This window comes from Lachnoanaerobaculum umeaense, from assembly GCF_003589745.1.
Taxonomy (GTDB): Bacteria; Bacillota; Clostridia; order Lachnospirales; family Lachnospiraceae; genus Lachnoanaerobaculum; species Lachnoanaerobaculum umeaense.
Genome location: NZ_CP032364.1, coordinates 359,246 through 380,760 on the forward strand (window position 1 = coordinate 359,246; position 21,515 = coordinate 380,760).

General features: G+C 34.3%; 23 protein-coding genes. 21 read left to right on the forward strand and 2 right to left on the reverse strand.

Going from position 1 to position 21,515, the window contains the following annotated elements:
* Positions 1 to 2 precede the first annotated feature (2 nt).
* From D4A81_RS01460 to D4A81_RS01485, 6 genes are all read left to right on the forward strand, one after another.
* Positions 3 to 698 carry a glycosyltransferase family 2 protein gene (locus tag D4A81_RS01460; protein WP_111523883.1) on the forward strand — a complete coding sequence of 232 codons (696 nt, stop codon included), beginning with the start codon at positions 3 to 5 and terminating at the stop codon, positions 696 to 698.
* Positions 695 to 1,057 carry a DUF2304 domain-containing protein gene (locus tag D4A81_RS01465; protein ID WP_111523884.1) on the forward strand — a complete coding sequence of 121 codons (363 nt, stop codon included), beginning with the start codon at positions 695 to 697 and terminating at the stop codon, positions 1,055 to 1,057. The genes D4A81_RS01460 and D4A81_RS01465 overlap by 4 nt, the downstream gene beginning before the upstream one ends.
* Before the next feature lie 192 nt (positions 1,058 to 1,249).
* Positions 1,250 to 1,507, forward strand: a complete 258-nt coding sequence (locus D4A81_RS01470) for a type II toxin-antitoxin system RelB/DinJ family antitoxin (RefSeq protein ID WP_111523885.1) — start codon at positions 1,250 to 1,252, stop codon at positions 1,505 to 1,507.
* Complete coding sequence (locus D4A81_RS01475; protein WP_111523886.1) at positions 1,507 to 1,770, forward strand: Txe/YoeB family addiction module toxin; 264 nt, start codon at positions 1,507 to 1,509, stop codon at positions 1,768 to 1,770. Before D4A81_RS01470 ends, D4A81_RS01475 begins: the two co-directional genes overlap by 1 nt.
* A gap of 331 nt (positions 1,771 to 2,101) precedes the next feature.
* Complete coding sequence (locus tag D4A81_RS01480; RefSeq protein WP_111523887.1) at positions 2,102 to 2,977, forward strand: Rpn family recombination-promoting nuclease/putative transposase; 876 nt, start codon at positions 2,102 to 2,104, stop codon at positions 2,975 to 2,977.
* A gap of 254 nt (positions 2,978 to 3,231) precedes the next feature.
* Positions 3,232 to 3,753, forward strand: a complete 522-nt coding sequence (locus D4A81_RS01485) for an ATP-binding protein (protein WP_242977539.1) — start codon at positions 3,232 to 3,234, stop codon at positions 3,751 to 3,753.
* A gap of 253 nt (positions 3,754 to 4,006) precedes the next feature.
* On the opposite strand, the gene D4A81_RS01495 is transcribed toward D4A81_RS01485, so the two are convergent.
* Both D4A81_RS01495 and D4A81_RS01500 read right to left on the reverse strand, forming a co-directional pair.
* The gene (locus D4A81_RS01495) at positions 4,007 to 4,426 is read right to left on the reverse strand and encodes a putative toxin-antitoxin system toxin component, PIN family (RefSeq protein ID WP_111523889.1); all 420 of its coding nucleotides are present in this window, start codon (positions 4,424 to 4,426) and stop codon (positions 4,007 to 4,009) included.
* 2 nt (positions 4,427 to 4,428) lie between these two features.
* The gene (locus D4A81_RS01500) at positions 4,429 to 4,707 is read right to left on the reverse strand and encodes a type II toxin-antitoxin system RelB/DinJ family antitoxin (protein WP_111523890.1); all 279 of its coding nucleotides are present in this window, start codon (positions 4,705 to 4,707) and stop codon (positions 4,429 to 4,431) included.
* 377 nt (positions 4,708 to 5,084) lie between these two features.
* On the opposite strand from D4A81_RS01500, the gene D4A81_RS13075 reads away from it, so the two are divergent.
* The 15 genes from D4A81_RS13075 to hprK all read left to right on the forward strand — a co-directional run bounded on the left by D4A81_RS13075 (position 5,085) and on the right by hprK (position 21,484).
* On the forward strand, positions 5,085 to 5,222 hold the full coding sequence (locus D4A81_RS13075; protein ID WP_242977540.1) for a hypothetical protein: 138 nt from the start codon (positions 5,085 to 5,087) through the stop codon (positions 5,220 to 5,222).
* Positions 5,215 to 5,484, forward strand: a complete 270-nt coding sequence (locus tag D4A81_RS01505) for an RloB domain-containing protein (RefSeq protein ID WP_242977542.1) — start codon at positions 5,215 to 5,217, stop codon at positions 5,482 to 5,484. The genes D4A81_RS13075 and D4A81_RS01505 overlap by 8 nt, the downstream gene beginning before the upstream one ends.
* Positions 5,485 to 5,766: 282 nt before the next feature.
* Entirely contained in the window at positions 5,767 to 6,453 is a 687-nt protein-coding gene (locus tag D4A81_RS01510; protein ID WP_111523891.1) for a hypothetical protein, read from the forward strand.
* Positions 6,454 to 6,601: 148 nt separating this feature from the next.
* Complete coding sequence (argC, locus tag D4A81_RS01515) at positions 6,602 to 7,642, forward strand: N-acetyl-gamma-glutamyl-phosphate reductase (RefSeq protein WP_111523892.1); 1,041 nt, start codon at positions 6,602 to 6,604, stop codon at positions 7,640 to 7,642.
* Positions 7,609 to 8,100 (forward strand): GNAT family N-acetyltransferase, encoded by a 492-nt coding sequence (locus D4A81_RS01520; protein WP_111523893.1) that lies wholly within the window; start codon positions 7,609 to 7,611, stop codon positions 8,098 to 8,100. Before argC ends, D4A81_RS01520 begins: the two co-directional genes overlap by 34 nt.
* Positions 8,101 to 8,183: 83 nt before the next feature.
* Positions 8,184 to 9,410, forward strand: coding sequence for a bifunctional ornithine acetyltransferase/N-acetylglutamate synthase (gene argJ, locus D4A81_RS01525; protein WP_111523894.1), 1,227 nt, complete (start codon positions 8,184 to 8,186; stop codon positions 9,408 to 9,410).
* Between the two features lie 67 nt (positions 9,411 to 9,477).
* Positions 9,478 to 10,341, forward strand: coding sequence for an acetylglutamate kinase (gene argB / locus D4A81_RS01530; protein ID WP_111523895.1), 864 nt, complete (start codon positions 9,478 to 9,480; stop codon positions 10,339 to 10,341).
* A 1-nt stretch (position 10,342) separates the two neighbouring features.
* Entirely contained in the window at positions 10,343 to 11,527 is a 1,185-nt protein-coding gene (locus D4A81_RS01535; protein WP_330404998.1) for an aspartate aminotransferase family protein, read from the forward strand.
* Between the two features lie 14 nt (positions 11,528 to 11,541).
* Positions 11,542 to 12,846 (forward strand): type I glutamate--ammonia ligase, encoded by a 1,305-nt coding sequence (gene glnA / locus D4A81_RS01540; protein WP_111523896.1) that lies wholly within the window; start codon positions 11,542 to 11,544, stop codon positions 12,844 to 12,846.
* A gap of 38 nt (positions 12,847 to 12,884) precedes the next feature.
* Positions 12,885 to 13,436, forward strand: coding sequence for an ANTAR domain-containing response regulator (locus D4A81_RS01545; RefSeq protein ID WP_111523974.1), 552 nt, complete (start codon positions 12,885 to 12,887; stop codon positions 13,434 to 13,436).
* Between the two features lie 18 nt (positions 13,437 to 13,454).
* A complete protein-coding gene (dapF, locus tag D4A81_RS01550) occupies positions 13,455 to 14,258 on the forward strand; it encodes a diaminopimelate epimerase (RefSeq protein WP_111523975.1) in 804 nt (267 codons plus the stop codon).
* A 325-nt stretch (positions 14,259 to 14,583) separates the two neighbouring features.
* The gene (locus tag D4A81_RS01555; RefSeq protein WP_111523897.1) at positions 14,584 to 15,672 is read left to right on the forward strand and encodes a PucR family transcriptional regulator; all 1,089 of its coding nucleotides are present in this window, start codon (positions 14,584 to 14,586) and stop codon (positions 15,670 to 15,672) included.
* A gap of 104 nt (positions 15,673 to 15,776) precedes the next feature.
* Positions 15,777 to 17,093 carry a S41 family peptidase gene (locus tag D4A81_RS01560; RefSeq protein WP_111523898.1) on the forward strand — a complete coding sequence of 439 codons (1,317 nt, stop codon included), beginning with the start codon at positions 15,777 to 15,779 and terminating at the stop codon, positions 17,091 to 17,093.
* A 2-nt stretch (positions 17,094 to 17,095) separates the two neighbouring features.
* The gene (locus D4A81_RS01565) at positions 17,096 to 20,521 is read left to right on the forward strand and encodes a DEAD/DEAH box helicase (protein ID WP_111523899.1); all 3,426 of its coding nucleotides are present in this window, start codon (positions 17,096 to 17,098) and stop codon (positions 20,519 to 20,521) included.
* 33 nt (positions 20,522 to 20,554) lie between these two features.
* The gene (hprK, locus tag D4A81_RS01570) at positions 20,555 to 21,484 is read left to right on the forward strand and encodes an HPr(Ser) kinase/phosphatase (RefSeq protein WP_111523977.1); all 930 of its coding nucleotides are present in this window, start codon (positions 20,555 to 20,557) and stop codon (positions 21,482 to 21,484) included.
* The last annotated feature ends 31 nt before the right edge of the window (positions 21,485 to 21,515 follow it).

The following is a 21,515-nucleotide window of genomic DNA, read 5'->3' on the forward strand; positions in this document are numbered from 1 at the left end:
ATATGGCTGATACATTAGTGATAATACCGGCGTTCAATGAAGAAAAGAATATTGTAAATGTGATAGAGAGGCTCACAAGTACGCTTGATGATGTTGACTATGTAATAGTAAATGACGGTTCTGCCGATAATACTTCCAAGATTTGCAGAGAAAATAATTTTAATATTATTGACCTACCGGTTAATCTTGGACTTGCAGGTGCCTTTCAAACCGGTATGAAATATGCCCACAGGCATGGCTATAAGTATGCAGTACAGTTCGACGGAGACGGACAGCATAGACCTGAATACATACCTACAATGAGAAAAAAATGTGAAGAATGTGATATAGTCATTGTGTCAAGATTTGTCACTAAGAAAAAACCTTTTACTCCAAGGATGCTTGGTTCCAGACTAATTAGTTTTGCTATAAAACTTAGTACCGGTGTCACTATAAAAGACCCTACATCAGGTATGAGAATGTATAATAAAAAGCTTATTGCAGAATTTGCCCTTAGATTAAACTATGCCCCTGAGCCGGATACTATATCATATCTTATAAAGCAGGGTGTAAGGGTATGTGAGATACAGGGTGAGATGGATGAAAGAGTGGCAGGAATCAGCTACCTTACCCCTATAAATGCAGCAAAGTATATGTTTAGAATGTTATGCTCCATTATATTTATTCAAAGTTTTAGAGAGAAGAAAAAAATACTATGACGATAATACTAAGAATAGGTTTGATTTTAATATCAATAATATCATTTATTGTAATTATAAGAAAAATAAGAAAGTCAAAGATAAGGATAGAAGATGGACTCTTCTGGGTGAGCTTTTCCATCATATTGATAGTCTTTGCAATATTTCCTAGGATTATTTATTTTATATCAGATTTGCTGGGAGCAAAGTCTCCGGCAAATATAGTTTACCTTATAATAATAGGGATGCTTTTAGTAAAACTCTTTTTTATGAGTATACAGATGTCACTTTTGGAAAATAAGATGGTAAATCTTGCTCAGGAGATGTCACTTAAGGAGAAAGAAGATAGGGATAGAATAGAATATTATTATAGTAAATAAAGGGGTATCAATGATGAGGGTGATACCTCTGTTTTTAGTTTTAGATAAGCAGGTTATCAATTTAAGTATGTTAAAGGAGGGTAATAAATAATTTTAGTTACTAAACGACTTATTATCGGTTATAATGTAAGTGAAATGCTTTACAAACAGGTGCAAATAGAATACAATAAAGTTAAAGGAAGGAGGATGATTATGGCACAAATTAGTTTGAGAATTGATGATGATGTGAAGGTAAATGCAGAGAAAGTATGCAAAGATATTGGAATGTCAATGTCTACAGCAGTAAATATCTATTTGAAAAGGCTGGGGTCAGAGAGACGAATACCATTTGAAGTGTCGGCGGATCCTTTTTACAGTAAAGAGAATATAGATGAATTGGAGAGGAGAGTTGCCAATATTCGCACAGGAAAAAGTGTGTTAAAAGAACATGACTTAATAGGAGTTGAATGATGCGAAAACTATGGGATGATAATGCATGGGAAGAATATCTGTATTGGCAAACACATGATAAGAAGATTTTAAAGAAAATCCATAGGTTATTAGTAGATATTGATAGAAATGGATATGAATGTACCGGAAAGCCTGAGCCACTTAGTGGAAATCTTTCGGGATATTGGAGTGTTCGTATTGATGAGAAAAATCGAATCGTATTTAGACTATGTGAGAACAGTATTGAAATAATACAGTGTGGCTCTCACTACGGTAATAAATAAGAGTACGGTGGAAAATATATAAAGAGACTGTTTGGAAATGATAGCAATAAGAAAGGGGTTTTGTGACTTATTTTGAGTCACAAAACCCTAAATTTTGGTTCTATGTCAAGTGTTGGTGGGTTGATTTTTCAACCCACTTCTTAAGTAGAAGGATAGTGGAATTAATCTTTTATACCAGGTTAATGAGGTATTGTACTAAAGTATATTGCATTAATCAACAATATTTATTATAATAGTTGAAAATATAGATCATTATATCTAGTGATTCTATAATTATATTTCTTATATTTTCTAATTCATAAAATAAAAGTTCTATTTATAAAGGAGGTTTATGTCTGAGAGGTCTATACAAAAGTTCAAAGAATATATACAAAAGTTAAATCCCATTGATGATATTATATTTAGAAAGATGGCAGAGAATAAGGAGTTTTGCGAAGAAATATTAAGGGAGTTTTTGCAAGATTATCATCTAAAAGTATTAAATAATAAGTCGCAATATGCTATAACTAATATAGACAGACGATCGGTTATACTGGATGCTTATTGTGAACTAAGAGATGGAAGAAGGATAAATATTGAGGTTCAAAATGCTGATAATGTAAATCACCAAAAAAGAGTGAGATATTACAGCAGCGTACTGACTACAAGCCTGATGAAAAAAGGAGAGAACTTTGATAATGTGCCGGAAGTGTGTATGATATATATCTGCAACTTTGATATCTTTAAAGAAAATAAGAGTTTATATCTAATAAAAAGAGTGATAGATGGTAGCTACACAGAAGTTGACAATGGACTTAAGGAAATATATATCAGTGCGAATATAAATGATGGTACTACACTATCTGAGCTAATGGAAGTTTTTACAAAAGATGATTGTTACAGTGAAAATTTTCCTGTAACATCCAAGATGAAATATGATTTTAAGTATGTTAAGGAGGGTAATAAGATGACAGATGCAATGAAGGAACTATACGACATATTTAAAGAGGATATGGATCAGGAGTTATTGGAAAAATCTAAAAAGAAGTGGATAAAAGAAGGAATAAAAGAGGGCAGAAAAGAAGGTGCGATAAATACATTACTTATACTGGTAAAAGATGGGATAATATCTGTAGAAGATGCTGCAAAAAGAGCAAATATAAGCGTAAGCAAGTTTGAGAAGTACTTAAATAAAAAATGTAAAGGTACAGACAATATTATTGCGTGATATTGAAAACACCTAGGATACTGAAAGGTGTCCTCTTTCGTAAGAAATATGAATCAAATACAGCTTTATATATTGGTTGAACTTTAATATGGTATTTATCTTTAGATGAAATATTAAGATATGGGGATGTATTAAATATTATACAGGCAGATGAGAAAGATAGAGTTGTAGAAAGGAAAGATGTACCTCTGTTTGATAAAGATGCCTTTAGAGAAGCTATAATTAATGCATTCTTACATAATAAGTGGGTAGAAATGAATGAGCCCATGGTAACTATTTACTCTGATAGGATAGAGATTCTATCAAGGGGAACAATACCTCAAGGACAGACTGTTGAAGGATTCTTTTTAGATGAGTCCATTCCTGTTAATAAAAAATTATCAGAGATTTTTTTGCAGTTGCATATCAGTGAGAAGACCGGTAGAGGAGTTCCTAAAATTACAGAAAAATATGGAAAAGAAGCATTTGAATTCAGAGAAAATTCTATTATTGTAAAAATTCCGTTTAATTGGATTAATATCATGTATGATAAAGAGGGTAATAAAGAGGGTAATAAAGAGGGTAATAAAGAGGCTGGTTATTCGGATTTAAATGAGACGGAAAAGATTATACTTAAAGAAATAAAAAGCAACCCTAATATTACCAAGAGAGAGATCCAAGAAAAAATATGTAAAGGAAAGACTGCAATAGATCGTGGAATTTCCAATTTAAAAGAAAAAGGATATATAGAGCGTATAGGTTCAAATAGAAAAGGTTATTGGAAAATACTTATATAAAGCTATTATAATGTTCCGGAAGTTTGTATGATATATATTTGCAATTTTGATATATTCAAAGAAAATAAGAGCTTATATTTAATAAAAAGGGGTGATATCGTATGAATGTTTGAGGTGGATAATAATATTTTTGTAAGGGGATTTAGTTATATTTATTGTGATGTTTGATGAGCTTTTGATTCAGTAATATATTATTAAGGAAGTGGGAAAAGAATATGAGGAGGCTGTCAGGAAATGACAGCCCCACTGATTTTTAATAATCATCTTCATTTAAAATAATATCAAGCATTTGCCTTGGAGTTACAATAAATGTCTCAGCTGGAAAATGTTTTATATTTCCTGTCACCATCCAAGCCTGAGTTGATTCTCTCTGTTCCATAACAACCTCGTAAAAAACTACATCTTTAGGATCAGGTAAATCTATATCAATATGAGTTTCATTAATATACAGTCCTTTTTGATTAAATTCGTTTATAATATCATCTACGATATCATTAGGTAAATGAAATTTTGGACGCAATAAAACATTTCTATATTCTGATTCGATTTCTTTATTCAATACAGGTATAATTTTACCATTAAATGCAAACTCAATAATAGTTCTAGGAATAGAATTATGCTTTAATACTGCAGAAACAAGAACATTAGTATCGATGACTACAAAATACTTCATAATTACTTTCTTGCCTCTGATATTTCTGCATTTATCTCATCCAATGACATATTGGAAATATTATATTCCTCTGCAATCTTGCCGGCTTTATCTAAAGCTTTTATTCCTGGTGTATCGGTGTTGTTAAGCTTCATACTAAATGGAATACCCTGTTCCTGATTTAGTCTTGACATACACATTTTAAGGTATGACGGAAGTGTGAGCCCAAGCTTATCAAGAATTTGTATAGATTTAATTTTTTCAGTGTCTTCTGTTCTAAATTGGATAAGTGTACTTGCCATATTTAATACCTCCAAATATAAAATATTTCTATAAATCTAGCATAACACAGATGTAATCTTATGTAAATGTTTGATTGCAGATTGGGGCTGTGTATTATAGAAAACCAAAATATCCTGACAAAGTCACAAAGCCAAAATGCCTTGTACTTGTCAGGATATTTCTATTTTGTTCTGCGGGAAGTAAAATTACTTATTTCCCGACAGCCCTTTTTTATTGCAATGCACTTGTATAATATATATATTTTTGCTATACCTATTTTAGAATTGCTTTGAATACAGTATTATAGATCTGAGTTGACCATATAGAGAAAAAAAGCGTAATATACAGATATATAATAAGTAAAAAGTGCTTTTTAAATGGTTATGGGGTAGATAATATGTTGGTTAATATTACAGTAGAGAATTTTAAGTCTTTTGATAAAAAAGAAGAATTGTCTATGATTTCATCAAGTAAATTTATTGAAGAATGCAGTAATATATGGTGCGAATGCTTCAGGAAAATCAAACTTGGTTAAATCATCGGAGTTTATAAAAGATGTAGAGCATGACAGGATGATTATAGTTTTTGACGGGGATATTTTTGAAGAAAAAGTAGAAGGTCATGATAAACTGATAGAAGATATTGAAAAGAGGGATATAGCGGCAGTTTCTAATCCTAATTTTGAATTATTTTTGTTACTTCATAAAGAAGGAAGCTATGAAGATTATATAAAAGGCAGAATCAGTAGTAATATAGGGTCGATTATAAAAGAAAATCCATTGATCAGGAAGTATTAGAAAAATCTAAAATAAGTAGATAAAAGAGGGTGGAAAAGAAGTTGTGATAAATAAATTACTTACTACGTGTAAAAGATGGAATAATTTCCATATAAGATGCTGAAAAAAGAGTAATATAAGCGTAAGTAAGTTTTAAAAATATTTAAATGAAAAAAGGGGTGATATCGTATGAATGTTTGAGTTGGATAATAATATTTTTGTAAGGGGATTTAGTTATATTTATTGTGATGTTTGATGAGCTTTTGATTCAGTAATATATTATTAAGGAAGTGGGAAAAGAATATGAAATCATTTAAAAATATGATATTTGGCTTGATTGCTATGAGTTTATTTATATTTGGATTTTGTTTTACATCATTTGCGGGTTCTTGGAGACAGGAGAATGGTTCCTGGAGATATATAAGAGAAGACGGTTCTTATCCTGCAAATGAGTGGATGTGGATTGATGGAGATGTGGATGGGTATGCGGAGTGCTACTACTTTGATGGCAATGGAAATTGTTATATAAATACAACCAGCCCTGACGGTTATAGCATTGACCAGAATGGTGCTTGGACAATAAATGGAGCGGTACAAAGATGTATAAGTGTTAAAGGTAATCTTGGATATTATGATAAAAGAACAGGTTTGGCACGATATTATAATCAACAATCAGGAAGAATAATACTTAGTATGTATCCTGACAATGTAAAGTTTGCGGTACTGACTTTAGATTATCCAAGGAGGATGGTAGTAACAGATGGTATTACAGGAGAGGCAACATATACTGAAAAGGTGTTCAGCATACATTTTAGTAGATTTTCAGAAAATATGCGTGATGGAAGTCAAGCTTCATGGAGAGCGTATGAGAATAGGAATGTAACAGTTGTGTTTATAGGAGGTCAACCTGAACTTTATAGTGCAGAAGGTGGCGAACCACTTGAATCAGTAGGGTTTGAGGGTGACAATGTAAAAATTTATACTAACTAATATATCCGGGGCTGTCAAGAACTGACAGCCTCATTTTATTTGTCCAAAATTTTTATGCACAAGCCCTTGATTTTATTCATAAAAAGTGTATAATTATAAAACTATAAAAGTAATATTATAAATTGCAAGAAAGGAAATGAGGTGTTTTATGATAAAAGCAGGTATTGTAGGAGCTACGGGATATGCAGGAGCAGAGCTGGCTAGACTGTTGTTACAAAGAAATGACTGTGAAATAGTGGGCTACGGATCAAAGAGCTTTGTGGGTGAGACTTATTCAGGTGTATTTAGAAACATGTATAAATATGCAGACATATCTTGTGTAAACGACAATATAGTAGAACTGTCAAAAAAAGTAGATGTTATATTTACAGCTACACCTCAGGGTTTCCTGGCTGAAAATATAAATGATGAGGTACTTGCTAATTCAAAAGTAATAGACCTTTCAGCGGACTTCAGAATAAAGGATGTGGATGTATATGAAAAGTGGTATAAGCTTGAGCACAAGTCAAAAAATCTGATAGAAAGGGCAGTATACGGATTGCCTGAGCTTTACCGTGAAGATATAAAGAATGCAAGGCTGATTGCAAATCCGGGATGTTATCCTACCTGCTCAATACTTTCATTAAATCCACTGCTAAAGCATAAATTGATAGATGAAAACAGCATCATAATAGATGCCAAGTCAGGAACTTCAGGTGCAGGAAGAAGTGCAAAGATTGATAATCTTTTTTGCGAAGTTAATGAGAATATGAAAGCATATGGTATAGCAAGTCACAGACATACTCCGGAGATAGAAGAACAACTGAGTAAAGTTGCGAATGTGCCGATAGTACTCAGTTTTACACCACATCTGGTTCCTATGATGAGAGGAATTTTGGTAACTGCATATGCTTCACTAAAGCCTTATGTAAGTAAGGAAGATGTAAAAAAAGCTTATGAGTCTGAGTATTCAAATGAGAAGTTTATAAGGCTTCTTAGAAAAAATGAAAATGCGGAGACTAGATTTGTAAAGGGAAGCAATTTTGTGGATATAGGCTATGTAATAGATAAGAGGACAAACAGGATAGTAGTGACCGGTGCTATTGACAATCTTATAAAGGGTGCTGCGGGTCAGGCTATGCAGAATATGAATTTAATGTTTGGAATTGAAGAAGAATGTGGATTAAAAAATTTACCGATATCAATATGATGAAGAAAGATATAGAAATAAGGACAATGACTATTGAGGATTACAATGAGGTAATGACTCTATGGAAAAGCATAAAGGGTTTTAAAATAAGAGCTATTGATGATGACTTTGAGCATATAAAGAAATTCCTTGATAGGAATATAGGACTTAGTGTTGTTGCCATAAAGGACGATCATATAGTTGGAAGCATACTTTCAGGACATGATGGTAGACAGGCTTCGTTCTACCATGTATGTGTAGATGCAAAGTGCAGAGGATTAAATATAGCAAGTCGGATGGTGGAGGAAGCTATAGAAAGGCTCAAAGAAGAAGGAATCAGCAAGATAACATTGATTGCATTCAAGAAAAATTTTGCCGGAAATATTTTTTGGAAAAATCAGAATTGGAAGTTAAATACTGATATAAACAGCTATGAACTTACACTAAATGAGGGAAATATATCAAGTGTAGTAGCATAATGACTTATGTATACCCGGGGCTTGGAGCTTTGTGTAAAGCATAGCCGGTATATGTAATTGAAATAGCAGTATAAGGAGAAGGTATGAATATAATAAATGGCGGAATATGTGCCCCAAAGGGATTTTTGGCAAGTGCAACAGCAGCGAATATAAAATATAAAAACAGAACAGATATGGCTATGATTTTTTCAAAAGTTCCTGCCATATCTGCCGGAACATATACTACAAATCTTGTGAAAGCTGCACCGGTACTTTGGGATAGGAATATTACAGATAGTGAAGTGGAAGTAAATGCAATAGTCATAAATTCAGGCATTGCTAATGCATGCACAAAGGATGAGGGCATGGAGTATTGTAAGCAGAGTGCAAATAAGGCTGCTATGGAGCTTTTAGTAGATGAAAATTCAGTGCTTTTGGCTTCTACCGGAGTGATAGGTATGCAGCTGCCTATAGATAGAATCTGTAATGGTATAGAGTCACTTTCAAAGTCTTTGGAACAGAGCGAAAGGGCGGCAAATGAGGCTGCAAAGGCTATAATGACTACAGACACTGTTTCAAAGGAAGTCGCAATAGAGTTTGAAATTTCAGGAAAAACTGTAAAGATGGGTGGAATGTGTAAGGGTTCAGGAATGATACATCCGAATATGTGTACAATGCTTGGATTTATTACAACGGATATAAATATTTCAAAGGAGCTTTTATTAAAAGCAATTAGAGAGGATGTAGTAGATACCTTCAATATGGTGAGTGTTGACGGTGATACTTCTACAAATGATTCACTTATTATTCTTGCAAATGGATTGGCTGAAAATGTAAAAATAGTTGATGAAAATAGTGATGAGTACAAGGTATTTAAAATTAATTTGAACTTTGTCACAACCACTCTTTCAAAGATGATTGCAGGAGATGGGGAGGGTGCTACTGCACTTTTTGAAGTAGTGGTAGATGGTGCCAAGACCAAGGAAACTGCAAGAACTTTAGCAAAATCAGTAGTTACTTCATCACTTACAAAGGCTGCTATATTCGGACATGATGCGAACTGGGGTAGAATACTTTGTGCACTGGGATATAGTGGAGAAAAATTTGATCCTGATAATATGGAGCTTTATTTTGAAAGTGAAAACGGAAAGATCTTGATATATAAGGATGGAGTATCTGTAGGTTTTGATGAAGATGTAGCTACAAAAATCCTTTCAGCAAAAGAGGTGAGAGCTTTGGTAAAGCTACATATGGGTGAGTTTAGTGCAACCGCATGGGGATGTGATCTGACATTTGACTATGTAAAGATAAATGCAGATTACAGAAGCTAGAAGCATTTAAGCTTTATTTATAAATTATAAGATTTTGCAAAACGACAGAAATATAAAGAGGTGTTTAATGGATAAATTACTTGAAAAGGCAGGTACTCTTATTGAGGCTCTGCCATATATACAAGCCTTTAATAAAAAAATAGTAGTGGTAAAGTATGGAGGTTCAGCCATGCTTGATGATGAACTGAAGAAAAAGGTAATACAGGACATAGTGCTTTTAAAGCTTGTAGGTTTGCAGCCTGTTATAGTACATGGAGGTGGTAAGGAGATTTCCAAATGGCTGGAAAAAGTAAATATAGAGCCACATTTTGTAAACGGCCTAAGATTCACGGATGATGCTACCATGGAAGTTGTAGAAATGGTACTCAATAAAGTAAATAAAGAACTTGTACAAATGATGGGTGAGCTTGGAATGAAGGCGGTAGGTATCAGTGGAAAGGACGGCTCACTATTACATTGCCATAAAAAGGAAGTGGAGGGAGAGGATATAGGTCTGGTAGGTGAAGTAAGTGAAGTAAATCCGGATATTATTTTTGACCTTTTAGATAGAGAGTTTGTACCTGTTATATGTCCGGTAGGCTTTGATAGGGAATATAAAAGTTATAATGTAAATGCAGATGATGCAGCATGTGCTATTGCAAAGGCACTGAAAGCTGAAAAGTTGGCATTTCTTACGGATGTAGAGGGAGTATACAGGGATTTTGATGACAAAAGCAGCCTTATAGAAAAAATAAGTACAAAAGAAATACAGGAAATGATTGAAAATGGGCAGATGGGTGGAGGTATGCTGCCGAAGCTTTCAAATTGTGTGGATGCTATAGAAAACGGGGTAAACAGAGTGACAATAGCTGACGGTAGAGTGCCACATTGTCTTTTGCTTGAAATGTTCACAAACAAGGGTATCGGTACTATGATAGTGGGAGATGAATAATATGATGAAGGATCAGGTAGACTTTGCAGAACATTTATTATTAAAGACATATAACAGATATCAGGTGGTATTTGACCATGGAGATGGAATAAAGCTTTATGACACTGAAGGTAATGAATATCTGGATTTTTTTGCCGGTATTGCTGTACAAGGACTTGGCTATAATTATAAGGGATTGAATAAGGCATTAAAAGAACAGGCAGATAAGCTATGGCATATATCAAACTATTTTTATAACGAACCTGTGATAGTTGCAGGACAAAAATTACTTGAAATAAGTGATATGGAAAAAGTCTTTTTTACAAATTCAGGTACGGAGGCTATTGAGGGGGCTGTAAAGATTGCGAAAAAATACGGAACTAAAACCGGGGGAAGATATGAAATAATTGCTATGGAAGGCAGCTTTCATGGAAGAAGTCTTGGAGCACTTTCGGTTACAGGAAATGAACATTATAGAGAGGATTTTTATCCATTGATTCCCGGAATAAAATTTGCAAAATATAATGATTTAGAATCTGTAAAAAATCTTGTTACAGATAAAACCTGTGCTATAATACTTGAGACAATACAAGGAGAGGGTGGAATACATCCGGCTACAAAAGAGTTCTTAGAGGGCATAAAAAAGTTGACAGATGAAAAAGACTTGATACTTATACTAGATGAGATTCAATGTGGAATGGGCAGGAGCGGAAACTTTTTTGCTTGGCAGGAATATGGTATAAAGCCGGATGTTATGACAGTGGCAAAGGCACTGGGTAATGGTGTACCTATAGGTGCATTTTTGACAGCCGGTAAGGCAAGTGATGTATTAAAACCGGGAGATCATGGATCCACATATGGAGGCAATCCTTTGGTTTGTGCAGTAGCATCTAAGGTACTTGATATTTTCAAAGAAGATTCAATAATTGAGAATGTTAGGGTAGTGGGGAAGTATCTTAGAGAAAAGCTTGATGAACTGGCGAGGTCATATCAGTCAATCAATGAAGTCAGAGGTAAGGGTCTGCTTTTGGGAGTAGAGTTTGATAAACCGGTAGCTGATATTATAAAGAGTGCATTGACAGATGAGAGACTGGTACTGATAAATGCCGGCAGCAATGTACTTAGATTTATTCCACCACTCATTATTTCAAAATCAGATGTTGATGATGCTCTTTGCAGATTGAAGAGAGTGTTAGAAAAAATTTAAAGAAAAGGTGAAAAATGACAAAGGAAGAGATTTTTGCCATAGTTGAAGAGGAAGATGTAGGATTTATAAGATTGCAGTTTACCGATATTTTCGGAACATTAAAAAATATAGCAATAACTGTAAGTCAGCTTGAGGATGCACTGGACAATAAAATTCTTTTTGACGGTTCAAGTGTAAAGGGGTTTGCACCAATAGAAGATTCGGATCTGTATTTACATCCGGATCTTTCAACATTTTGTATTTTTCCATGGAGACCACAGCAGGGAAAGGTTGCAAGATTTATTTGTGACATATATAGATCTGATGGGAGTATATTCACAGCAGATCCCAGAGCGGCACTTTTGAATGCATATAAAGCAGCAAAAGAAGCAGGCTTGAATATATTTATTGAAGCTGAATGTGAGTTCTTTTTGTTAAATACAGATGATACGGGAGAGGTAAGTCGTACTGTAAAGGAAAAGGCGAGTTATTTTGATGTAGGTCCTCTTGACATGTCTGAGAATATACGAAGAGATATTGTGTTAAATTTGGAGGAGATGGGAATACAAATAAAGTCTTCACACCATGAAATTGCAAAGGCTCAGCATGAAATAGACTTCACAAATCAAAGTGCAGTAGTATGTGCAGATACTATACAGACATTTAGAATGGCTGTAAAGACATTGGCAAAAAGACATGGACTAAGTGCTTCATTTATGCCAAAACCTTTTGATACGGAAAATGGAAGTGGTATGCATTTTAAGGTCTCAGTTTTTGATAATGATGGTAATAATGTGTTTTTAGAAGATTCAAAACTTAGTACAGAGGCAAGCGCAGCTATTGCAGGAATATTGGCACATGCAAGTGAATTGTCTTTGATAAATAATCCTTTGGTGAACTCATATAAGAGATTAAAGCCTGGATTTGATGCACCGGTATATGTATCTTGGAGTTCAAACTCCAATAGAAGTGCACTTATTAGAATACCTACAGAAAGAGATAATCAAATCAGACTGGAATTTAGAAGTCCTGATTCTGCTGCAAATCCTTATCTTTGTATTGCAATGCTTATATATTCTATTCTAGATGGTATAGAGAACAAAATCGAATGTGATGACGCAATCAATCAAAACATGTATGCAGATAAAGTGGATAATATTAAAAAACTTCCGGATACGCTAAGTGAGGCAATAGACGAATTTGAAAAATCGGATTTTGTAAGAGAGAAATTGGGTAAGCATATATTTGATGAGTATCTAAGTGCTAAGAAGGTGGAATGGAATGAATTTAATAATGCTGTTACAGATTGGGAAATAAAGAAGTATTTGGAGAGATACTAGTTGATTTTAAGGGTTTTAGTCAAGGAGAAAGGACAGTAATGTCAGATATAATCATTGCATTTCCAAATCCCGGTGACAGCAAGGTTTTAAGATCTATTTTGATCAAAAACGGATATTCTATCGTGGGCGTGGTTACCTCAGGTGCTCAAGCTATAAACCTTTCAGATGATATTGATTATGGCATTGTAATATGTGCTTATCAGCTTAATGATATGCAGTACATGGAGCTGAGAGATAATGTCAATGAAACCTGTGAGCTTTTGCTCATTTGTTCACCAAATAAATTTAATGGAGCTTTGGATGAAAGTATAAATTTTTTGCCAATGCCTTTTAAGGTAATAGAGTTGGCAAAGAAGGTGGGCGAGATATCTGATAAACTTTATTATGAAAGAAAAAGAAAGAAAAAGCAGGAAGATAGAGGAAGTAAAAATTTTCTAACAATACAAAGAGCAAAGGCGCTTCTGATAGAACATAGGAATATGACAGAGCCACAAGCACATAAGTATTTGCAAAGCAGTAGTATGGAAAACGGAGACACTATTATAAATATGGCAAAGAAGATTTGCTTGTTATATGGCGGGAAGGAATAGATATAGATGGAGAATATTATTAAATTTGTAAAAATGCAGGGAGCAGGAAATGATTATGTATATGTGGACTGCTTCAAAGAGGAAGTAAAAAATCCAAGTGAATTTGCAATAAAGGTAAGCGATAGACATTTTGGAGTAGGCAGTGACGGATTGATACTTATATGTCCGTCAGATATAGCGGATGTAAAAATGGATATGTATAATGCGGACGGCAGTAGAGGACTTATGTGTGGCAATGGTTCAAGATGTGTGGCCAAATATGCATATGACCATGGCTATGTGAAGTCTGAAAAATTCACTATGGAAACCGGAGCAGGTATAAAATACATAGAAGTAGATGCAAAGGATGGTGTTGCAGAGTATATAAATGTAAACATGGGTAAGGCTTTGATTACATCAGAATTTCCGGAGAAGATATTGATAAATGGAGAAGAAAAAGAGTTTATAGGAATAGATGTGGGAAATCCACATGCAGTGTACTATGTAGACTCTTTGGAAGAACTAAAGAGTATGAACCTTGAAAAAGTGGGGGAATATTACGAAAAACATAAGAGATTTCCGGATAAGGTCAATTCTGAGTTTATATATATTGAAAATAGAAAAAATATACATATGAGAGTATGGGAGAGAGGTTCAGGTGAAACTCTTGCCTGTGGAACAGGAGCATGTGCCAGTGCATTTGCTACAATGAAAAAAGGACATTGTGATACAAATGTACGAGTACATCTGCTTGGTGGAGATTTGGATATAAGCCTGGTAAATGATGAGGTCTATATGAGGGGTAAGGCTGAGTATGTATTCACAGGTGAAATAAAGTTTTAAAAAATTTATATAATACTTACAATAATTGATCGAGACATTTTATCTTCTTTATTGCTATGGTAAATTTTCAATAGATTGCACCCACACCAACTTTTGTATAGGCAAAATTATATAAACAAAAATAAAAATATATCTTTTAAGTATTGATTTACTCGTGATAATGCATTATTATTTATGTGAAAGTTGTTAATATCTGCTATCAGATATTTAGAGCAGATCGGTTTATATATTAATAGCTGTCAAAATTGAGAGTGTATTAATGACTATCTCATTCTAATTTTTGTATGAGATGGTAGGATAAAGTATAAGTAAAGGAGATAAGTATATGATCTCAAACCAAATTCTTCAAAATACCATAGACGGTTTAAAGGGTATTACAAGAACAGAACTTTGCATTTGTGATATTGAAGGCAAGGTTTTAGCAACTACTTTTGCAGAAGCGGAGACTTATGATTTACAGGTGAATACTTTTGCAAATTCATTGGCAGACTCACAAGCTATAGGTGGATTCCAATTCTTCAAGATTTTTGATGAGCATCAGCTGGAATATGTTCTTATGGTTCAGGGAACTACAGATGATACCTATATGGTAGGAAGATTAGCATCATTCCAGATAGAGAACCTCCTTATAGCATATAAAGAGAGATTTGATAAGGATAATTTTATAAAGAATCTCCTGCTGGATAATTTATTGCTTGTAGATATTTACAATAGGGCAAAGAAGTTACATATCGAGACCAGTGTAAGAAGAGTAGTTTACATTATTGAAACTAAGAATGAAAGAGATGTTTCAAGCCTTGAGGCTGTTAAGTCACTTTTTTCATCAAGAAATAAGGATTTTGTTACAGCGGTTGATGAGAGAGATATTATTCTTGTAAAAGAAATGAAGGAAGGCTCTGCATATGAGGATTTAGATAGAGTTGCAAGATCTGTTATAGATGAGTTGAACTCTATAGGTATTTTGAATGTGACAGTTGCCTATGGTACTATTGTAAATGAGATCAAGGAGGTATCAAAGTCTTATAAAGAGGCTAAGATGGCACTGGATGTAGGTAAGATATTCTATGCTGCTGAGAATATTGTGGCATATTCAAGACTTGGAATAGGAAGACTTATATATCAGTTGCCTATACCACTTTGCAAAATGTTTATTAAGGAAATCTTTGATGGAAAGAACCCGGAGGACTTAGATGAGGAGACTCTTACAACTATCAACAAGTTCTTTGAGAACAGCCTAAATGTATCAGAGACTTCCAGACAGCTATTTATTCACAGAAATACCTTGGTATATCGTTTGGATAAGCTTCAAAAGAGTACAGGACTTGATCTTAGAATGTTTGAAGATGCAATTACCTTCAAGATTGCTTTAATGGTTGTCAAATATATGTCCTATATGGATAAGCTGGGATACTAGGTAAAATAAAATAAAGTTACTATGACTGAAATATGGGGAGATTTTTATCTCCCCTTTATTTTTAATGTATGATATAGTAATAGGCAGAGAATTTGGAGGTAAGTATGTTTGAACATCGTGAAAATGACGACTTTGAAAATTATATTAGGGAAAGACAACAAGGAAGAGCAAATATAGATGGCCCACGCGTAAGAGAAGAAAGAAACCAAAAAAGAAAAGGGCGACTGAGTGGAGTTATAGGTTTTATACTTGGTATGATGACCGCCTTTATTTTGGGATATATAGGATTCTCATTTGCACTTGGGAACGGAATATTGCTTTCGGGATTTACAAGTAGAAGATCTGATAAGCTTGATTATGAAAAAATAGAAGAAAAAACCTCATATTTGCAGAGTATTATAGATGAGTATTTCCTATTTGATGAAGATATGACAAAGGTTGAGGATGGTATCTATGCAGGTATGATGAATGGCTTGGGAGATCCGTATACCGTATATTATACAAAGGAAGAGTATAAGGCATTAAACGAGGATACTGAGGGAAAATACTCAGGTATAGGTGCTGTTGTTTCACAAAATCCTAATACAAAGATTATTACCATTGTAAATGTATTTGATAACAGTCCGGCGAAGGAATCGGGTCTTCAGGTAGGTGATATCATCTACAAGATAGATGGAGAAGAGGTTGCTGGAACGGATATGGATATACTCGTAAAGACAAAGATAAGAGGAGAAGAGGGTACTAGCTTCAAAATGACAGTACTTAGAGGTGATGAGAGGAAAGAAGTTGAGCTGGAACTTACCAGAAGGTCTATAGAAGTACAGACAGTGGTCGGGAAAATGCTGGATGACAATATAGGTTATATAGCTGTGAGTCAGTTTGATGCAGTTACATCAGATCAGTTTGAGAATAGTATAGAGGAACTTAAGTCACAGGGAATGACAAAGTTGATAGTGGATCTTCGTGGAAATCCCGGTGGTCTTTTGGATCAGGTGGTGAGTATGCTTGATTACATCTTGCCTGAAGGAGTGGTTTTGTATACAGAGGATAAATACGGAAATGGAGATGTGTATGAGTCTGATGGTATTAATGAACTTAAGATTCCTATGGTTGTACTGGTAAATGAAAATTCAGCATCTGCATCAGAGGTTTTTACAGCAACATTTAGAGATTTTAATTGGGGAACTATAGTAGGAAAAACTACTTTTGGAAAGGGTATAGTACAAAATGTACTGCCATTAGGTGACGGTACAGCTGTGAAGATAACAACACAGCATTACTATCCACCATCAGGCTATGATCTTCATAAAGTGGGAATAAAGCCGGATGTAGAGGTTGATTTGAATGAGGGAGCAGTCATTGGAAGTGAATCTGACAATCAGCTCAGTACAGCTATTGAGATATTAAAGAGTGAGAAATAAAAATGGATTTTAATTTTCCTGAAGGTGTAATGAGAGCCGGTGATATGAAAAAAGAAAATGAAAACATAAAAAAGATAAAGGCAGATATAATATCTGCATCAGATACGGAAGAGAAAAAGGCTATTTATAAATACTTCAACGGAGAGGCTATTATAGATAGCCTTTCTATGTCTACTGACACTGCAAAAAAAGCAAAGGAACTGATAAAAAGTGGTCAGATTCGCTTAGATAGTGTGACGGATGATATCAGGACATATAATAGAAATTATTTTTATTATGAACCTGATGTAGATGTTTATGGAAGAGCTGTTGCAAAGGTAGATTCAAAGGATGATTGTGTGGTGAATATTGAGTTTAGCAAGAATGAGCTTAGCTTAGCATCATGCAGTTGCATGAGATGCTTTGATAAAAATAGGATGAGTAGCTATCTTAATGATAAAAAAAATTGCGAACATGTCGTTGCAGCAGTTTTTCTTTTGAATGCATATTTGGACACTCATGAGCTTGGAGATGAAACAAATTATTTTGGAGACAAGTTTATATCCTGTTTTGATGAGGGTGATAACTACGACAAAGATCCGGTAAGGATCATACCAAAACTTATACTGTCATCTGCTGGAGAATACAATTATAGTCTGTTTATTCAATTTAAAATTGGTAGAAAGAAGCTTGTACAGATAAAGAACTATAGAAACTTTGTTGAGGCTTTAAAATCCAATGAAGTGTATCCACTTGGTAAAAATGACAGCGTTAAGCTAAATTATAGTGCATTTGATGCAGAAAGTGTAAGGTATATAAGGTTTATAGAAGATCTGGTTGAAACGGAGAGTGCCATAAGCTATAGGCTTTTGGACTATGTTAAAAGTGGATTGAACACTTCGAAAATTGCAGTAGATGCCTCAAATATAGATGATATATTTGAGTTGCTGGTAGGCAAAAGAGTAGAACTTACAAAGGAAATCTATTATAAAAAGATCACTTCAGAGGTTGAGTTTAGGGATTATAACATGAAAATAAATATAAAGATTGATCCCATATATGATAAAAACCAGTTTGCAGGTGTAAGCTTGGATGTAGAAACTCCTTTGTGCCTTGATTCAAACAAGTATGTATATTTTATTGCAGACGATTATTTCAATAGATGTGATGAGAGTATTTTGAAAATATTTAAGGCTTTAAAACATTCAGATCTTGGAAACTATGAAATAAGGATTGGAAGAAAAAATATCGGAAAATTTTATTCTGATGTACTGCCGGCTATAAAAGATAATGTTAATATAATAGATAATGCACCTGAAGCAATAGAATTTATACCTGAAAATGCAGATATTACATATTATCTGGATATGGAGGACAATAATGCTATAGGCAGAGTGGAAGCAGCTTATACCGGTGGAAGGGTAGATGTAATTTCCGGGAAAATACTTGATAGAAATGAAAATGAGCTCATCAGAAATAAAGAACAAGAAGAAAAAGCTATAGATATTTTAAAAAAATATCTTTCACATGAGTCTGAGAATAAGCTGCCGTCCACCGCTACAGAAGATGAGTTGTATGATTTAAAGGTTTTGGGTATTGACGCATTAAATAAATATGGTAAAGTACTGGGCAGTGATGCATTCAATGATGTGAGAATATACAGGAAACCTTCAGCAAGTATAGGAGTGTCTGTAAAGTCTAATCTTTTGCAGTTGGATTTGCTTTCAGAGGACATGAGTGCTGAGGAACTGGCTGATATAGTGACAAGTTATAGGAAAAAGAAAAAATACTATCGCCTAAAGAGTGGTGCATTTGTAAATATTGATTCTGAATACATGAACAGTTTTAATGAATTACTTGATGTTTTGGAGATATCTTCAAAGGATTTGAGAAAAGGAGCATTGACAGTACCTCTATATCGTTCGCTATATATTGACGAAATGATGGTAGCACATGAGGAACTTATAGAAAAGAGGGATCAGAGCTTTGTAAAACTGATAGAAAAGTTTGACAATATAAAGTCTATGACCATAGAACCTCCTAAGACAGTTGAAAATATTTTAAGAGGCTATCAAAAAGAGGGATTTAAATGGCTACGTTCTGTTGAAGAACTGGGTTTTGGTGGTATACTGGCAGATGATATGGGTCTTGGAAAGACATTGCAGATAATAGCACTTCTGATAGATGCGAAAAAAAGTAATAGATTAGCTAAAGCACTTATAGTATGTCCGGCATCTTTGGTATATAATTGGAGTGAGGAGATATCAAAATTTGATACAGAAGGCATACTTAGAGTGTCTGTACTGGTCGGCAGTAAGGAAGATAGACAAAATGTTCTGGAGGATAATGAAAACTCAGACATTTATATAAGCTCCTATGATACTCTGAGAAGAGATATAAGTCTGTATCATGATATGAGATTTTCTCATCAGATAATAGATGAGGCACAGTTTATAAAAAATCAAAATACAGGCGTTGCCAAGGCTGTAAAGACAGTAAAGGCGGATGTAAAGTTTGCTCTTACAGGAACGCCTATAGAAAACAGGTTAAGTGAACTTTGGAGTATATTTGATTATATAATGCCGGGCTTTTTATATAGCTATAATTCATTTAGAACAAAGTATGAAAACGCTATAGTAAAGGAAGGCAATGAGATCAGTGCGAAGCTTTTATCAAAGATGATCAGTCCATTTGTGCTTAGAAGACTAAAATCTGAAGTTGCAATGGACTTACCTGAAAAGATTGAAGAGATCAGGATATCAAAGTTTGAAAAAGAGCAGCAGTTGGCATATGATAAGGAACTGGCAAATCTAAAAAAGGTGCTGGAAGGTGATAGGGATTATAACAGTTCCAAGATGATAATATTGTCAGAGATTACAAGGCTTAGACAGATATGCTGTGATCCGAGTTTGATTTTTGATAATTACAATGGAGAGTCAGCTAAGCTTGAAACCTGTATTGATCTGGTAAAGAGCGGTATAGAAGCAGGACATAAGATACTCTTGTTTTCACAATTTACTTCGATGTTTGATATTATCGAAAAGAGATTTAAAGAAGAAAAGATAAGTAGCTATACTATAACAGGTTCTACAAGTAAAGAAGATAGAATCAGGCTTGTGAATGAGTTTAATGAAGACAATACAGACGTTTTCTTGATTTCTTTGAAGGCAGGAGGTACAGGGCTTAATCTTGTAGGAGCAGATATAGTAATTCATTATGATCCATGGTGGAATTTTGCAGCGCAAAATCAGGCTACAGATAGAGCACATAGAATCGGACAAAAAAATAATGTTACTGTTTATAGGCTTATTGCAAAGGGAACTATAGAAGAAAGGATAGTTAAACTTCAAGAGTCAAAGAAAGACTTGGCGGATAAAGTACTAAACTTTGAAGCGGGAGTATCCTTGGCAAATATTTCAAAAGAGGAGCTATTAGAGCTTTTAGGATAATTTTTTAAAGGGGGAATCATGATAGGAGGTACTATGGGAGGAGACGTAACAGTTAAGGAACTTATTAAGGAATTAAATTTGGAGAATTTTACACCGGGCATAGATACGGAGTCTATTATTCTAAAGCATCCGGAAATCAATAGACCGGCACTTCAGTTGGCAGGTTTTTTTGATCATTTTGACAATGAAAGAGTACAGATAATAGGTAATGTCGAGAATGCATATATTCAGACATTGGATGAAGAGAGGAAAAAAGTAACTTATGATAAGTTGCTTTCATATCATGTACCATGTGTACTGTATGCCAGAGGTATAAAGCCTGATGAAGATATGCTTTCATATTGTATACATTATGGAGTACCCTGCCTTGGCATTGAGCAGTCTACCACATATATTACGGGTGAGCTTGTAAGATGGCTGAATGTACAGCTTGCACCGGTTATTTCTATACATGGAGTTTTGGTGGATGTATATGGTGAAGGTGTACTTATAACTGGAGATAGTGGTATTGGAAAGAGTGAGGCTGCTCTGGAACTTGTAAAAAGAGGTCACAGACTTGTATCTGATGATGTTGTGGAGATCAGAAAGGTGTCACAACAGACTTTAGTAGGAACAGCACCTGATATAACTAAACATTTTATTGAGCTTAGGGGAATAGGTATTATAGATGTAAAGGCTTTATATGGTGTACTTAGTGTTAAGGATACTCAGTCTATTGATTTGGTGATACAACTTGAAGATTGGGTTAAAAATAAGGATTATGACAGACTGGGACTGGAGGACAATTATATAGAATACCTAGGCAATAAGGTTGTATGTCATGTATTGCCTGTAAGACCGGGTAGAAATCTTGCAATCATTGTAGAAACTGCTGCTGTAAATCATAGACAAAAGCAGATGGGATATAATGCGGCAAAGGAACTGTATAACAGAGTACAGGCAAATATAGCCGGAAAAGATTGATATTAAAATAGATTAGTGGGGATAAATGCAA

Coding starts and splice junctions, on each gene's coding strand:
- D4A81_RS01480 (WP_111523887.1), top strand. CDS start 2,102: ATGTCTGAGAGGTCTATACAAAAGTTCAAAGAATATATACAAAAGTTA.
- hprK (WP_111523977.1), top strand. CDS start 20,555: ATGGGAGGAGACGTAACAGTTAAGGAACTTATTAAGGAATTAAATTTG.
- D4A81_RS01520 (WP_111523893.1), top strand. CDS start 7,609: ATGTGGATTAAAAAATTTACCGATATCAATATGATGAAGAAAGATATA.
- D4A81_RS01465 (WP_111523884.1), top strand. CDS start 695: ATGACGATAATACTAAGAATAGGTTTGATTTTAATATCAATAATATCA.
- argJ (WP_111523894.1), top strand. CDS start 8,184: ATGAATATAATAAATGGCGGAATATGTGCCCCAAAGGGATTTTTGGCA.
- argB (WP_111523895.1), top strand. CDS start 9,478: ATGGATAAATTACTTGAAAAGGCAGGTACTCTTATTGAGGCTCTGCCA.
- D4A81_RS01555 (WP_111523897.1), top strand. CDS start 14,584: ATGATCTCAAACCAAATTCTTCAAAATACCATAGACGGTTTAAAGGGT.
- glnA (WP_111523896.1), top strand. CDS start 11,542: ATGACAAAGGAAGAGATTTTTGCCATAGTTGAAGAGGAAGATGTAGGA.
- D4A81_RS01535 (WP_330404998.1), top strand. CDS start 10,343: ATGATGAAGGATCAGGTAGACTTTGCAGAACATTTATTATTAAAGACA.
- D4A81_RS01560 (WP_111523898.1), top strand. CDS start 15,777: ATGTTTGAACATCGTGAAAATGACGACTTTGAAAATTATATTAGGGAA.
- D4A81_RS01545 (WP_111523974.1), top strand. CDS start 12,885: ATGTCAGATATAATCATTGCATTTCCAAATCCCGGTGACAGCAAGGTT.
- D4A81_RS13075 (WP_242977540.1), top strand. CDS start 5,085: ATGTTGGTTAATATTACAGTAGAGAATTTTAAGTCTTTTGATAAAAAA.
- D4A81_RS01470 (WP_111523885.1), top strand. CDS start 1,250: ATGGCACAAATTAGTTTGAGAATTGATGATGATGTGAAGGTAAATGCA.
- D4A81_RS01485 (WP_242977539.1), top strand. CDS start 3,232: ATGAATGAGCCCATGGTAACTATTTACTCTGATAGGATAGAGATTCTA.
- D4A81_RS01565 (WP_111523899.1), top strand. CDS start 17,096: ATGGATTTTAATTTTCCTGAAGGTGTAATGAGAGCCGGTGATATGAAA.
- D4A81_RS01500 (WP_111523890.1), bottom strand. CDS start 4,707: ATGGCAAGTACACTTATCCAATTTAGAACAGAAGACACTGAAAAAATT.
- D4A81_RS01475 (WP_111523886.1), top strand. CDS start 1,507: ATGCGAAAACTATGGGATGATAATGCATGGGAAGAATATCTGTATTGG.
- argC (WP_111523892.1), top strand. CDS start 6,602: ATGATAAAAGCAGGTATTGTAGGAGCTACGGGATATGCAGGAGCAGAG.
- D4A81_RS01460 (WP_111523883.1), top strand. CDS start 3: ATGGCTGATACATTAGTGATAATACCGGCGTTCAATGAAGAAAAGAAT.
- D4A81_RS01510 (WP_111523891.1), top strand. CDS start 5,767: ATGAAATCATTTAAAAATATGATATTTGGCTTGATTGCTATGAGTTTA.
- D4A81_RS01495 (WP_111523889.1), bottom strand. CDS start 4,426: ATGAAGTATTTTGTAGTCATCGATACTAATGTTCTTGTTTCTGCAGTA.